Here is an 11,939-nt window from a genome sequence, read left to right on the forward strand (position 1 = left end):
TATGCTGGCGGACTTGCTGGAGGAGTTCGCCTGTCATGAAGTCGATTGTCATCCATGCCGCCCGGGACCTGCGTATCCAGGACCATCCGGTCGAGGAGCCGGGCACAGGCCAGGTGCTGTTGCGTCTCGTCACCGGCGGCATTTGCGGCAGCGACCTGCATTACTACAATCATGGCGGCTTCGGAACGGTGCGTCTCAAGGAGCCGATGATCCTCGGCCACGAGGTCTCCGGGCGCATTGAGAAGGTTGGCCCCGGCGTCACCAGCCTGGAGCCTGGCCAATTGGTTGCCGTCTCGCCATCGCGGCCTTGCTACACCTGCCGCTATTGCCGCGAAGGCATGCACAATCAGTGCCTCAACATGCGCTTCTATGGCAGCGCCATGCCGTTCCCGCATATCCAGGGCGCATTCCGTGAAATGCTGGTGGCGGATGCGCCGCAATGCGTGCCGGCCGATGGGCTGACATCAGGCGAGGCCGCGATGGCCGAACCGCTGGCGGTGTGCCTCCACGCCACAAGGCGGGCCGGCGAGATGCTTGGCAAGCGGGTGTTGGTGACAGGCTGCGGGCCGATCGGCCTTTTGTCGATCCTGTGCGCCCGGCGTGCTGGGGCTGCCGAGATCGTCGCCGTCGATCTGACCGATTTCACCCTGTCGATGGCGCTGCGTGCCGGCGCCGACAAGGCGATCAACAGCCGAGCTGACCCCGAGGGACTGGCGCCTTATCTGGCCGACAAGGGGACGTTCGATATTCTCTACGAATGCTCGGGGTCAGCGGCAGCGTTGGCACAAGGCATCGCCGCGTCGCGTCCACGCGGCACGATCGTCCAGATCGGCCTCGGCGGCGCCGAGATGGCGCTGCCGATGTCGGCGATCACCACCAAGGAGTTGACGCTCAACGGCTCGTTCCGCTTCCATCCGGAATTCGCCATCGGGGTCGAGCTGATGCGCAAGGGATTGATCGATGTGAAGCCGCTGATCACGCATACCGTGGCGCTGGACGAGGCCCTGTCCGGCTTCGACCTTGCCAATGACCGCAGCCAGGCGATGAAGGTCCAGATCGCTTTCGCGTAAGGGTCTGCTGGCCCGCTTCCCCTGAATTCGGTGCTTGGACCCAGCCGGCGCCGGCGATCAGCTCTTCCGCGCGGCGACGAAGGTCGCCGCTTCCTTCAGCAGTGCCGCCTTGTCGCCATAGGGCTCGAGCAGCGCATGCGCCTGTTCGACAAGGCCATGCAGCTGGCTGCGCGCCCAATTCGCACCGTGCAGCGCCACCAGCGTTCCCTTGCCGGCGGCGGCGTCCTTGCCGGTCGCCTTGCCCATCTGACTGGCGTCGGCGGTCAGATCGAGCAGGTCGTCGGCAAGCTGGAAGGCAAGGCCGATCGCCGAGCCGAATTCAGCCAGCCTCTCGCGGTCTTCGGACGAAGCGCCGGCGATAATGGCGCCGGCTTCGCAAGCGAAACGGATCAGGGCGCCGGTCTTCATCGCCTGCAGCCTTATGATGCCGGCCTCGTCGGGCGGTGTCTGTTCGGCTTCGAGATCGAGCTTCTGGCCGCCGACCATGCCGCCGGCGCCTGCAGCGCGGGTCAGCGCCAGCACCAATGCCACGCGCCGCTCGGCCGGCAGCAAGGTTGCGTCACCGGCGATGATGTCGAAGGCCAGCGTCAGCAAGGCATCGCCGGCCAGGATGGCTGTCGCTTCGTCGAAGGCCTTGTGCACGGTCGGCTGGCCGCGGCGCAGATCATCGTCGTCCATCGCTGGCAAATCGTCATGAATCAGCGAATAGCAATGCACGCATTCGAGCGCGGCCGCGACGCGCAGCGCCGCTTCGCCATCGGCCGAAAACAAGGCAGCGCTTTCCATGACCAGGAACGGGCGCAGGCGCTTGCCGCCATTCAGTACACCGTGGCGCATCGCCGCCATCAGCTGGTCGGGCCGCGCGATCTCGCCCGAAAGCGGGCGATGGTCAAGCAACCGCCGCAGCAGCACCTCGACGGCCGCCGCCCGCCCGATGAGCGCCATTTCGAACGCCATTTCGTCGTCATTCGTCATGGCCGGGAGCGGTAGCCGACACTCAGACGTTGCGCAAGAAGGCAAGCGCCATTATGCCGGAGCAGGCAGATGTACGGGTTGGGCGGCTTGGCGGAACCGATCGTCGATCATGAAACCGAAAAGCTGGACATGGCGACGAGATCGCGGGGCGTGAACCGCCGCGGTCTCAGGCGCTGGGTCCGGCGCGGCATTGTCGTGGCCGCAGTGCTGGCGCTTATCCCGGCGGTGCTGACCTTCCTTTACCTGCCGTCCTTCGTGCATCCGGTGTCGACGCTGATGCTGAAGGACCTGGCGACCTTCTCCGGCTATGACCGGCGCTGGGTGTCGATCGATGATGTCGCGCCGGTATTGGCCCATTCCGTTATCATGTCGGAGGATGGGCAGTTCTGCTTCCACCGCGGCGTCGATCTCGGCGAATTGCGCGGCGTGGTCGACGATGCGCTGGCCGGCGAGGCGACACGCGGCGCCTCGACCATCACCATGCAGACGGTGAAGAACCTGTTCCTGTGGTCGCGGCCGCTGGGCTCGGTGCGCAAGGTCGTCGAACTGCCGCTGGCGGTCTATTTCGACGCCGTGATGTCGAAACGCCGCATCATGGAGATCTATCTCAACATCGCCGAATGGGGCCCGGGCATCTACGGAATCGAGGCTGCGGCGCAGCATCATTTCGGCATTTCGGCAAAACAGCTGTCACGGCGGCAGGCGGCATTGCTCGCCGTCACTCTGCCCAATCCGATCGCCCGCAATCCGGCGAAACCCGGGCCGGGGCTCAGACGGCTTGCCAATCTGATCGAGCGGCGTGCCGGCCGTTCCGGTGCTTATGTCGGCTGTCTCGAATAGCCGGTACAAAAAAGATTCACCGCAGTGCTGGCCAAAACCGCATCAGGCGTGTATAGGCACCCGACTTTCTCAGATTTAGGCCCCGACATGGCCCTTTCACGAGGGCAGGCGGGGCTTTTGACCATGTAGTGGAGCATATCCATGGCCGTTCCGAAACGCAAAACCTCTCCGTCCAAGCGCGGCATGCGCCGCTCGGCCGACGCTCTCAAGGCCCCGACCTATGTCGAGGACAAGAATTCCGGCGAAATGCGCCGCCCGCATCACATCGACCTGAAGACCGGCATGTATCGCGGTCGCCAGGTGCTGACCCCCAAGGAAAGCTGAGACCAGCTTTTTCTAGGGTTCGAGTTACAAAGGACCGGCCTCTGGCCGGTCTTTTTGCGTTTGGCGGGCTAATCGCCGGAGCTGAAGCTCACGTTGCCTTCCCGGCCATCGCTGGCCGCTGACATGGTTGTTGCATCCAGTCTTCGAGCGTGTTGGCGGCTTTGCACGAAAAATCTTGACGGCGTGCCCGTGGCGCATTCTACAGAAGGTGCCCCCATATGGAGACGCCAGATGTTCGGTGCCGTCCCGCTTTTGATCGTGCCTTTCATTCTCTACAATCTCGGACTGCTCGGTATATTCGGCGGCGGCGACGATCCGTGGGCGAGCGAGATCTTCTCGTTCCACATGATGTCGGGCGGGGTGTTCTCGATGACGCTCGGCGACCTGCTGGTGCTGATCGGGCTGATCTTCCTGTTCCTCGAAATGGTGAAGTCGGCGCGCACGACCAGCGCCTCGATCATGGACCATCTCCTGTCGACACTGGTCTTCGTCGCGTTCCTGGTCGAGTTCCTGCTGGTCAAGGGCGCCGCGCACTCGATCTTCTTCACGCTGATGATCATCGCGCTGTTCGATGTGCTGGCCGGGTTCGCGGTGTCGATGCGGTCGGCGAGCCGGGATATCAACCTGAATTAGGCTGCATTGATATTCGGGTGATGCCGGCCTGCGAATGGCGGCTTCCTGCGCTTCCGGTACTCACGTACCCAAAAGTACGCTCCGTTCCGGTTCTCGGAATCCATCCTTCTCGGCTCGGCCTGACCTGAATCTCAAAGCAGCCTCGCTTCGATGTCGAAGGATGCTCAGCCCGGATCGGCAGCGAAGCCTGCGGCCTCGATGCCCGCGATGGCGGCTGCCTCGTCATTGTCCGATGTGTCGCCTGAAATGCCGACGGCGCCGATGATGGTGCCAGCCTTGTCGCGGATCAGCACGCCGCCGACCACCGGCAGTACGCGTCCTCCCGACACGTCGGAAATGCCGGCGACCAGGTGCGGGCGCTCCTTGGCGAAGGCCTCGACCTTGCGCGAGCCCATGCCGATTGCCAGCGCGCCATAGGCCTTGCCGGCTGACATTTGCGGACGCAGGAACGAGGCGCCGTCCTGACGCTGGAAAGCGACCAGATGGCCGCCGGCGTCAAGCACCGAGACGCCGAGCGGCTTGAGCTTGAGATCGGCGCCCTTGGCGAAGGCGGCATCGATGATTTGCCTGGCTGTTTCGAGCGGCAGTGCGGTCATGGCAAGCTCCTGTTGAAAAGGACAATCATCGGCCGCCGGGCGGCCGATGCAATCCCGGTTTCGATTGAAATTGCTTCGCGTGAGAAGGCGGGATGAGGCTTATTCGGATCGCGCCGCGAACGCGGCAATGCGCTGATGCAATCAACTCTCACCAGATCAAGGGCGATGACGAAACTGGCGATAACAGCGCGCTATTTTTTCTTGGCGCGGGCCGGCTTCTTGGCGGGCACCGCCGGCGCGTTGGCGAGGTCTTCGGCTTCCTTGGCGAGCCGGAGCGCCTTCAGCTTGTCGGTCTTGGCCTTGCGGGCGTCGCTCTCGGCGACATATTCCGCCATTGCTTTCTGGCGGACCGTTGCGGCCTCTTCCTGCTTCTTGAAGCGCTGATCGGCGCGTGCGCGGGCACTATCCCTAGAGTTCTCAACCAAGACATTATCCAATCGCTTGAATTGTGATTTTCCGTCTCTTCTAGCAGAGCCGGCCCTCGAACGGGAAAATAAGTTGATCAGGCGGCCGGGCTGGCGCTGAGAGCCTTGCTGGCGACCACAGCCTCATAAGCCGCCCGCAAGGTCGCGCGGACAGAAGGGCCAGACGCCGTATCGAGCGGCGTACCGAGATGCTCATGGCGCAACTCGTCCATGAATTTCTCCCACATTGCCGGTCCGCCCTTTTCCAGGAGCTCGGCGCGGATCGAGAGTTCCTCGCTGGTCGGCAGCCAGACGCGGCCCCAGGCGCCGAGATGGGCCAGGATCGGCACCAGCGTGATGGCCATCTCGGTCAGGCTGTAGATCGCCTTCTGCTTGTGTGAGGGGTCGTCAGCCTTGGTCAGCATGCCGAGCTGCATCAGCCGCTTCAGCCGGTCGGCAAGGATGTTGGAGGCAATGCCTTCCATCGATCCGTTGAGCAGCTCGCGAAAATGGCGCTTACCGCCGAAAATCATGTCGCGAAGGATGATCAGGCTCCAGCGGTCGCCGAACACTTCCAGCGACAGGTTGATCGGGCACCCGGACCGGCGATCGAGACTCATTCGATTCTCTCCACAAAACCAGTTGCATTATCGTATCAGTTTTATTATCGTGCAACCGATTGCAAAATGCAATCAGATGAGGAGGCCGTACGGTGACCACGATCGACCGACCCGAGATCATATCCGAAGCCTTTGGCGATCCGGCGGATCCCGCGCTGCTGCTGATCATGGGGGCGATGGCCTCGATGCTGTGGTGGCCAGATGCGCTTTGCCGAAAGCTTTCGGACGCCGGCCTGTACGTGATCCGCTTCGACAATCGCGATACTGGCCGCTCGACCAAATATCCGCCGGGCCAGCCGCCCTACACCTTCGACGACATGGCCGATGATGCGATCGGTGTCCTCGACAGCCGCGGTATCAATATGGCCCATGTCGCCGGCATGTCGATGGGCGGCATGATCGCGCAACGCGTGGCGCTCAAGCATCCGTCCCGTGTCGCGTCGCTGACCGTGATCAGCAGCTCACCGATGGGGATGGACACCTCGCATCTGCCGCAGACGACCGATGCCTATGCCGAGCATTCGGCCGAGGGTGCTGGTGTCGACTGGTCGGATCGCCGCCAGGTGATCGACTTCATGGTCAGGGATACCAGGGCGATCGCTGGTATCGCGCATCCATTCGACGAGGCCGGGATGCGCGCCTTCATAGAACTGGATTACGACCGCTCCGGCGGCTTCCTGAGCGCAACCAATCACTTCATGCTCAAGGGCGGCGATGCATGGAAGGGCCGCCTGCCGGAGATGGCGGCGCCGCTGCTGGTCATTCATGGCACAGCGGACCCGATCTTTCCTGTCGAACACGGCGAAGCACTGGCCGAGGCGGTCGCCGGTGCAAAACTGCTTCGCATCGAGGGCGGCGGCCACGAACTGCACCCGCAGGACTGGCCGGCGATATCAGCCGCCATCGTCGCGCATATCGAATCCCATTGAGACTTTGAGGGGGCGGGCTTGACGACGAAGGTCCGTCGCAATAGTTAAGTAAATGCTTCAGTGTTGACCAAGCGGGTGCACTGCACGCCATCGATGAACCAGAAAACAAACGAGCAAGAAATGTCCCTGACGCTGCATTTCCATCCGCTGGCCTCCTTCTGCTGGAAGCCGTTGATCGCGCTTTATGAAAACGCCACGGCCTTCCACCCGGCTATTGTCGATCTTGGCGACGAGCAGTCGCGCGCGGCCTTCCTGAAAATTTCGCCGAGCGGCAAGATGCCGGCGCTGCGCGACGATGCGCGCGACCGCACGGTGCTGGAATCGACCATCATCGTCGAATATCTGGACGCGCATTATCGCGGGCCGGTCCAACTCGTTCCCGCCGACATCGACCGCGCACTTGCCGTCCGCCAGGCCGACCGCTTCTATGATTTCTATGTGCAGGAGCCGATGCAGAAGATCGTCGGCGATCGGTTGCGGCCGCAGGACAAGACCGATCCGTTCGGCGTCGAGCAGGCGCGCGGCCAACTGCGCACTTCCTACGCCATCATCGAAGAGGACATGCAGTCGAAGAGCTGGGCGATGGGCGACAGCTTCACCATGGCCGACTGCGCGGCGTCCCCGGCGCTGTTCTATGCCAACAAGGTCGAGCCGTTCGGCGACAGATATCCCGCTGTGAAACGCTATCATGACCGCCTGCTGCAGCGCCCGGCCTTCGCCAGGGTGATCGAGGAAGCGCAGCCCTACTTTCAGTTCTTCCCCTACAACAATGGCTGATCGCCATGCTGCATGATCCCGCCCAGCTCGACCTGATGTTCCAGGCGCTCGCCGATCCGGCGCGGCGGCAGATGGTCGACCGGCTGTCGCGTGGCCCGGCGTCGGTTAGCCAACTGGCCGAACCGCTGGCGATGTCTCTGTCGGCGGTCGTCCAGCATCTCAACGTGCTCGAGGCGAGCGGACTTGTGCGCACGCAGAAGGTTGGACGGGTTCGCACCTGCCAGATCGAGCCGAAGGCGCTGCGGGCGGCCGAGCACTGGATCAACGAGCGGCGGCTAGTCTGGGAGCGCCGGCTCGATCGGCTCGGTGATTTTCTCGCCGAGAGCGAATGAGTTGAACAACAGGGAGAACGAGCATGGCTGCCAAAGCAAGGGCGGAGCTGATCCGGTTCTATTTCGCTGCCTATCAGGCAAATGAGCGCGCTGTCGCCGAGACGATGCTGACGGACGACTTCACGTTTACCAGCCCCTATGACGATGCCATCGACCGCGCGACCTATTTCGCCCGTTGCTGGCCGGACAGTCCCGTCTTCAAGTCGATCACAATCGAGCGGATCAGCGAAGACGGGGATGACGCCTTTGTCCTCTACCGCTGCGAAACGGTTGATGGAAAGACCTTTCGCAACACGGAGCTGCACGCGTTTCGCGGCGACCGGTTGCGCAGCGTCGAGGTTTATTTCGGTGCCTCCTATCGAGACGGCGTCTTCACCCCCCAGAATCCATCAAGCTGACCATGAGGACCCACCCATGACCGAACGTTCCGTCGTCCACTCCACCTTCGTTATCGAGCGCCACTATCCGGTGGTGCCGGCGAAAGTCTTTTTCGCGCTCAGCAACCCTGACGCCAAGCGGCGCTGGTTCACCGATCCCGACAACCCGATGCCGGGCCGCTTCGAGATGGACTTTCGCGTCGGCGGCAAGGAGGTCAATGCCGGTGGGCCAAAGGATGGGCCGATCCACGTCTACACCGCCACCTATCAAGACATCGTGCAGGACCAGCGCATCGTCTACAGCTACGATATGCTGTTCGGCGAGATCAGGATCTCGGTGTCGCTGGCCACGATCGAACTTTTTGCCGAGGGCAAGGGCACGCGGCTCGTGCTGACCGAGCAGGGCGCTTTTCTCGATGGCCATGACACGTCGGAGGCACGCGAGCACGGGACAGGAGTGTTGCTCGATATGCTCGGCGCCTTCCTGGGCACGAAGAACTGAAAGGCATTGATCAGGCGGTGGCCTGAAATGGTCAGGCTTCCCAGAACTGGTCGAGCCAGATGTTGAGTTTCAGGAAGCCGGCATTGCTTACCGTATAAACACGCCGCGTGCCTTCAGCCTTGGCATTGACCAGGCCGGCGTCGAGCAACACTTTCAGATGCTGGGATACGGCCGGGCGTGATACCGGCAATCCGGCGGCCAACTCGTTGACGGTCTTCGGACCGCGTCGAAGTTCTTCCAGAAGGTGGCGCCGATTGGGGTCGGCGATCGCCATGAAGGCGTCGGAAAACATCATGCCTCATTTGTGAGGCAAAGTTTTTCGAATCTCAACCGTTTGCTTCTGCTTTTCTTCTTGGGTCAAGCCGCAATGCTTCCGGGGTCAACGACCGGTCGGCCGGCTGCGTCTTGAAGGCATCGCGGTTTTCGATCGGCACCGGAGCGCGGCGGCTGATGCGCAGCAGCGTATAGCCGGCGAGGCAGAGATGCGCGAAGGCGGTCGCCAGGAACAGGCCCTCCGGGCGCATCCAGCCCATCAGTGCTGCCGCCAGCAAGGGGCCGATCATGGTGCCGAAGCCGTAAAGCAGCAGCAGGCCGCCCGACACCTTGACGAAATCCTCCGACCGCGCGTGGTCGTTGGCATGTGCCACGGCGATCGAATAGAGCGTGTAGGCGAAAGCGCCGTAAGCGGCGGTCAAGACGATGACAAAGACGGCTGAGCGCGGTTCGAACAGGAAGATCAGGAGCGCGACCAACGCCCCGCCGAAGGCGGCACCGGCCAGCACGTAACGCCGGTCGGTCTTGTCGGACAGGCGTCCGGCCGGAAGCTGCATGGCGGCACCGGCAACAACTACCAGGCTCATCATCAGGGCGATCTCGGCCGTTGAGATGCCGATACGCGCGCCGTAGACGGCACCCAGCGTGCCCCAGGCGCCATTGGCGATGCCGACCAACAGGCAAGCGACCGCCGATACCGGCGAGTTGGTGTAGAGCCCCTTGACGTCGAGCTTGACGTCCTGCAGCGGTTTGGGATGCGAGGCCGTCGAAACGGCGGTCGGGATCAGCGACAGGCAGAACAGAATGCCGGTGATCATGAACAGCGACGCCGATTTGACGTCGCCGCCGGCAACGATCATCTGGCCGCCCATTATCGAGGCATAGGTGACCATCATGTAGAGGCCGAAGACGGTGCCGCGATTCTCGTTGGTGGCCTTCTCGTTCAGCCAGCTCTCGATGACCATGAAGGCACCGGCCATGGTGAAGCCAGTGAAGGCGCGCAGCAGGATCCAGACATATTCATCGATGATCAGGCCGGTGAGCAGCGCCACGATGGCGCCGGAAGCGGCGAAGGCGCCGAAAGCGCGCACATGTCCGGCGCGGCGCACAAGGCGTGGCGCGAAGAAGCAGCCGGTGACGAAGCCGCCGGCCCAGGCCGTCCCCATCAGGCCGAGCGATGCGGTGGAGAAACCCTCCAACTGGCCACGCAGCGGCAACAGCAGTCCATGCAATCCAGATGCCGCCAGCAGGAAGGCAGTGCCGCGAAGCAGGGAAAGGATCGGCCTGTAGGATGCGAGCATTTTTTTATCCGGCTGGACTCTGGAAGGGTCTGAAGACAGTCGCATTCCGGCTTTTCAGCGGCGGGCCGTTCCGCCCGGTCCCCTATCCACGGCGAAACAGCGCTTCCGCGGCCGACTTGGTGTTGTCCTTGGCTTTGAGCTCTGCCTCCAGCCGGGTGATCTCGTCGCGCAGGATACCGATCCGCTCAGACAGTTCGCCAACGGAGAGCAGCGACAGGTCCTGCCCGATCTCGTGCGGGCGCGCCTTCTTCTTGGGTTCGTCGTCGAAGATCGCCATCGTTGCTCCTCCTCCGCCACACCAGTTTGGCCATTTGCCTGATTTGGTAATCAGCATACATAGGGCAGGGGCGCCGATGCAAACAGCCGATCTGAAAACGGCTGGGAAAGACGGGAAATCATGGCGAGTGGACAGAGAATTCCGGCAACTATGACGGCGATCGCGATCTCGGAGCCGGGCGGCCCGCGCGTGCTCAAGCCGGAAACGCGCGACGTGCCGGTGCCCGGACCCGGCGAAATCCTGATCAAGGTGCATGCCGCCGGCGTCAACCGGCCGGATGTGCAGCAGCGCAAGGGCGCCTATCCGCCACCGCTTGGCGCATCGGACCTGCCGGGCCTCGAAGTATCGGGCGAAGTGGCCGCCCTTGGCGACGAGATATCGCGCTGGCGCATCGGCGACCGGGTCTGTGCATTGACGCCAGGCGGCGGCTACGCCGAATATGTCAAGGTTCATACCGGCAGCGTGCTGCCGCTGCCAGCCGGTTTCACCCACACGGAAGCGGCGGCGGTACCGGAGAACTACTTCACCGTCTGGCACAATGTGTTCGAGCGCGGCGGCCTGAAGAAGGGCGAGACGCTGCTGGTGCATGGCGGCTCGTCTGGCATCGGCACCACGGCGATCCAGCTCGCCTCGGCCTTCGGCGCCTATGTCATCACCACCGCCGGCAGCAAAGAGAAATGCGACGCCTGCCTGAAGATCGGCGCCGACCGCGCGATCAATTACCGCGAGGAGGATTTCGTCAAGGCGGTCAAGGAGGCGACGGACGGCAAGGGCGCCAATGTCATCCTCGACATGGTCGGCGGCGACTATGTCCAGCGCAACTACGAGGCGGCAGCCGTCGAGGGCCGCATCGTCCAGATCGCGGTCCAGGCCGGCGCTGTCGCCAGCGCCGATTTTTCCAAGATCATGGTCAAGCGGCTGACCCATACAGGTTCGACGCTGCGGCCGCGCACCGTCGAGTTCAAAGCGGCGATCGCGGCGGCGCTGGAGGCGCAGGTCTGGCCGCTGCTCGGCACGCGCAAGGTGGCGCCGGTCATGGACATGATTTACCCGCTCACCGATGCCTGGCGCGCGCATGAGCGCATGGAGGAGGGCGAGCACATCGGCAAGATTGTGCTCGACGTCGGCTAGGACGCGCCGATAATCCGGTGAGGCCGGCCTGCAAATGGCTGACACCTGCGCTTCCCAGTTCTACTGCGTCGCAGTAGAACTGAGCTCACGTACGAAAAGTACGCTCCGCTCCGGTTCTCGGTATCAACCATTTTCGGCTCGGCCTGACCGGTATCTCGATACGTCCCGGGTCAACGCCCCTTGCCACTGCCTACAAGATGAACAGAAGCTTAATGGTGCAATGCAGCATTTGCATCATTGCTATGCAAAATCGGCCGTTCAAGTCCTCATCGATGATGCCTATTTGTGCATCATCGAAACGAACACCCCATCAGGAGGACTACCATGAACCCGATCCGTGCTTTCCGTAACTGGCGTATGTACAACGAGACCGTGCGCGAACTGAACCGCCTCAACGCACGTCAGCTCAGCGACCTCGGCATCAGCCGCGGAGACATCGAACGCATCGCCCGCAAGGCGATCTGATTATAGGCATGTCCCGGCCGCAGGGCTGGGCTCATGTTGAGAAGTAGAGCCGTCGCAGACGTCTCCCGTCTCCGGTTCCGAACCCGCTGGACACTGTCCGGCGGGTTTTGTCG

18 protein-coding genes are annotated in these 11,939 nt (G+C 62.8%); 11 read left to right on the forward strand and 7 right to left on the reverse strand.

Annotation, left to right across the window (positions count from 1 at the left end; all coding sequences use genetic code 11):
- The first annotated feature begins 35 nt into the window (after nt 1-35).
- Nucleotides 36-1,070, forward strand: a complete 1,035-nt coding sequence (locus ACZYHG_RS09945) for an L-idonate 5-dehydrogenase (protein ID WP_464613641.1) — start codon at nt 36-38, stop codon at nt 1,068-1,070.
- Nucleotides 1,071-1,127: 57 nt separating this feature from the next.
- On the opposite strand, the gene ACZYHG_RS09950 is transcribed toward ACZYHG_RS09945, so the two are convergent.
- A complete protein-coding gene (locus ACZYHG_RS09950; RefSeq protein ID WP_464613642.1) occupies nt 1,128-2,045 on the reverse strand; it encodes a polyprenyl synthetase family protein in 918 nt (305 codons plus the stop codon).
- A gap of 78 nt (nt 2,046-2,123) precedes the next feature.
- On the opposite strand from ACZYHG_RS09950, the gene ACZYHG_RS09955 reads away from it, so the two are divergent.
- The 3 genes from ACZYHG_RS09955 to ACZYHG_RS09965 all read left to right on the forward strand — a co-directional run bounded on the left by ACZYHG_RS09955 (nt 2,124) and on the right by ACZYHG_RS09965 (nt 3,842).
- Complete coding sequence (locus ACZYHG_RS09955) at nt 2,124-2,885, forward strand: biosynthetic peptidoglycan transglycosylase (protein ID WP_464614655.1); 762 nt, start codon at nt 2,124-2,126, stop codon at nt 2,883-2,885.
- A gap of 141 nt (nt 2,886-3,026) precedes the next feature.
- Complete coding sequence (gene rpmF / locus ACZYHG_RS09960) at nt 3,027-3,209, forward strand: 50S ribosomal protein L32 (RefSeq protein ID WP_008834724.1); 183 nt, start codon at nt 3,027-3,029, stop codon at nt 3,207-3,209.
- 231 nt (nt 3,210-3,440) lie between these two features.
- Nucleotides 3,441-3,842 (forward strand): hypothetical protein, encoded by a 402-nt coding sequence (locus ACZYHG_RS09965; protein WP_027031530.1) that lies wholly within the window; start codon nt 3,441-3,443, stop codon nt 3,840-3,842.
- Nucleotides 3,843-4,006: 164 nt separating this feature from the next.
- Here the strand turns inward: ACZYHG_RS09965 and ACZYHG_RS09970 are convergent, their stop codons facing one another.
- The 3 genes from ACZYHG_RS09970 to ACZYHG_RS09980 all read right to left on the reverse strand — a co-directional run bounded on the left by ACZYHG_RS09970 (nt 4,007) and on the right by ACZYHG_RS09980 (nt 5,462).
- Nucleotides 4,007-4,438 carry a GlcG/HbpS family heme-binding protein gene (locus tag ACZYHG_RS09970; protein ID WP_464613643.1) on the reverse strand — a complete coding sequence of 144 codons (432 nt, stop codon included), beginning with the start codon at nt 4,436-4,438 and terminating at the stop codon, nt 4,007-4,009.
- Nucleotides 4,439-4,629: 191 nt separating this feature from the next.
- Nucleotides 4,630-4,863, reverse strand: a complete 234-nt coding sequence (locus ACZYHG_RS09975; RefSeq protein WP_464613644.1) for a hypothetical protein — start codon at nt 4,861-4,863, stop codon at nt 4,630-4,632.
- Between the two features lie 77 nt (nt 4,864-4,940).
- Nucleotides 4,941-5,462, reverse strand: a complete 522-nt coding sequence (locus ACZYHG_RS09980; RefSeq protein ID WP_464613645.1) for a winged helix-turn-helix transcriptional regulator — start codon at nt 5,460-5,462, stop codon at nt 4,941-4,943.
- A 92-nt stretch (nt 5,463-5,554) separates the two neighbouring features.
- Here ACZYHG_RS09980 and ACZYHG_RS09985 point away from each other — a divergent pair, with 92 nt between their 5' ends.
- The 5 genes from ACZYHG_RS09985 (at nt 5,555) to ACZYHG_RS10005 (ending at nt 8,379) form a co-directional block, all read left to right on the forward strand.
- Nucleotides 5,555-6,391 (forward strand): alpha/beta fold hydrolase, encoded by an 837-nt coding sequence (locus tag ACZYHG_RS09985; protein WP_464613646.1) that lies wholly within the window; start codon nt 5,555-5,557, stop codon nt 6,389-6,391.
- A 120-nt stretch (nt 6,392-6,511) separates the two neighbouring features.
- Nucleotides 6,512-7,168 carry a glutathione S-transferase family protein gene (locus tag ACZYHG_RS09990; protein WP_464613647.1) on the forward strand — a complete coding sequence of 219 codons (657 nt, stop codon included), beginning with the start codon at nt 6,512-6,514 and terminating at the stop codon, nt 7,166-7,168.
- A 5-nt stretch (nt 7,169-7,173) separates the two neighbouring features.
- Nucleotides 7,174-7,500, forward strand: coding sequence for an ArsR/SmtB family transcription factor (locus ACZYHG_RS09995; protein ID WP_464613648.1), 327 nt, complete (start codon nt 7,174-7,176; stop codon nt 7,498-7,500).
- 23 nt (nt 7,501-7,523) lie between these two features.
- Nucleotides 7,524-7,898, forward strand: coding sequence for a nuclear transport factor 2 family protein (locus tag ACZYHG_RS10000; protein WP_464613649.1), 375 nt, complete (start codon nt 7,524-7,526; stop codon nt 7,896-7,898).
- 16 nt (nt 7,899-7,914) lie between these two features.
- The gene (locus tag ACZYHG_RS10005; RefSeq protein ID WP_464613650.1) at nt 7,915-8,379 is read left to right on the forward strand and encodes an SRPBCC family protein; all 465 of its coding nucleotides are present in this window, start codon (nt 7,915-7,917) and stop codon (nt 8,377-8,379) included.
- Between the two features lie 31 nt (nt 8,380-8,410).
- Here the strand turns inward: ACZYHG_RS10005 and ACZYHG_RS10010 are convergent, their stop codons facing one another.
- From ACZYHG_RS10010 to ACZYHG_RS10020, 3 genes are all read right to left on the reverse strand, one after another.
- Nucleotides 8,411-8,674, reverse strand: coding sequence for an ArsR/SmtB family transcription factor (locus ACZYHG_RS10010; RefSeq protein WP_027031521.1), 264 nt, complete (start codon nt 8,672-8,674; stop codon nt 8,411-8,413).
- Between the two features lie 31 nt (nt 8,675-8,705).
- Entirely contained in the window at nt 8,706-9,953 is a 1,248-nt protein-coding gene (locus tag ACZYHG_RS10015) for an MFS transporter (protein ID WP_464613651.1), read from the reverse strand.
- 82 nt (nt 9,954-10,035) lie between these two features.
- A complete protein-coding gene (locus tag ACZYHG_RS10020) occupies nt 10,036-10,230 on the reverse strand; it encodes a DUF1192 domain-containing protein (protein WP_027059123.1) in 195 nt (64 codons plus the stop codon).
- Between the two features lie 120 nt (nt 10,231-10,350).
- Between ACZYHG_RS10020 and ACZYHG_RS10025 the strand changes: the two genes are divergently transcribed.
- Nucleotides 10,351-11,361 (forward strand): NAD(P)H-quinone oxidoreductase, encoded by a 1,011-nt coding sequence (locus ACZYHG_RS10025; RefSeq protein ID WP_464613652.1) that lies wholly within the window; start codon nt 10,351-10,353, stop codon nt 11,359-11,361.
- Nucleotides 11,362-11,685: 324 nt separating this feature from the next.
- Nucleotides 11,686-11,826 (forward strand): DUF1127 domain-containing protein, encoded by a 141-nt coding sequence (locus tag ACZYHG_RS10030; RefSeq protein ID WP_080680851.1) that lies wholly within the window; start codon nt 11,686-11,688, stop codon nt 11,824-11,826.
- Nucleotides 11,827-11,939: the final 113 nt, after the last annotated feature.

It is taken from the genome of Mesorhizobium subarcticum, assembly GCF_055456085.1.

Bases quoted from the DNA above. Each gene is read 5' to 3' on its own strand.
- ACZYHG_RS09945 (WP_464613641.1), top strand. From the start codon at position 36: ATGAAGTCGATTGTCATCCATGCCGCCCGGGACCTGCGTATCCAGGAC.
- ACZYHG_RS09950 (WP_464613642.1), bottom strand. From the start codon at position 2,045: ATGACGAATGACGACGAAATGGCGTTCGAAATGGCGCTCATCGGGCGG.
- rpmF (WP_008834724.1), top strand. From the start codon at position 3,027: ATGGCCGTTCCGAAACGCAAAACCTCTCCGTCCAAGCGCGGCATGCGC.
- ACZYHG_RS09965 (WP_027031530.1), top strand. From the start codon at position 3,441: ATGTTCGGTGCCGTCCCGCTTTTGATCGTGCCTTTCATTCTCTACAAT.
- ACZYHG_RS09970 (WP_464613643.1), bottom strand. From the start codon at position 4,438: ATGACCGCACTGCCGCTCGAAACAGCCAGGCAAATCATCGATGCCGCC.
- ACZYHG_RS09980 (WP_464613645.1), bottom strand. From the start codon at position 5,462: ATGAGTCTCGATCGCCGGTCCGGGTGCCCGATCAACCTGTCGCTGGAA.
- ACZYHG_RS09990 (WP_464613647.1), top strand. From the start codon at position 6,512: ATGTCCCTGACGCTGCATTTCCATCCGCTGGCCTCCTTCTGCTGGAAG.
- ACZYHG_RS09995 (WP_464613648.1), top strand. From the start codon at position 7,174: ATGCTGCATGATCCCGCCCAGCTCGACCTGATGTTCCAGGCGCTCGCC.
- ACZYHG_RS10000 (WP_464613649.1), top strand. From the start codon at position 7,524: ATGGCTGCCAAAGCAAGGGCGGAGCTGATCCGGTTCTATTTCGCTGCC.
- ACZYHG_RS10005 (WP_464613650.1), top strand. From the start codon at position 7,915: ATGACCGAACGTTCCGTCGTCCACTCCACCTTCGTTATCGAGCGCCAC.
- ACZYHG_RS10010 (WP_027031521.1), bottom strand. From the start codon at position 8,674: ATGATGTTTTCCGACGCCTTCATGGCGATCGCCGACCCCAATCGGCGC.
- ACZYHG_RS10015 (WP_464613651.1), bottom strand. From the start codon at position 9,953: ATGCTCGCATCCTACAGGCCGATCCTTTCCCTGCTTCGCGGCACTGCC.
- ACZYHG_RS10020 (WP_027059123.1), bottom strand. From the start codon at position 10,230: ATGGCGATCTTCGACGACGAACCCAAGAAGAAGGCGCGCCCGCACGAG.
- ACZYHG_RS10025 (WP_464613652.1), top strand. From the start codon at position 10,351: ATGGCGAGTGGACAGAGAATTCCGGCAACTATGACGGCGATCGCGATC.
- ACZYHG_RS10030 (WP_080680851.1), top strand. From the start codon at position 11,686: ATGAACCCGATCCGTGCTTTCCGTAACTGGCGTATGTACAACGAGACC.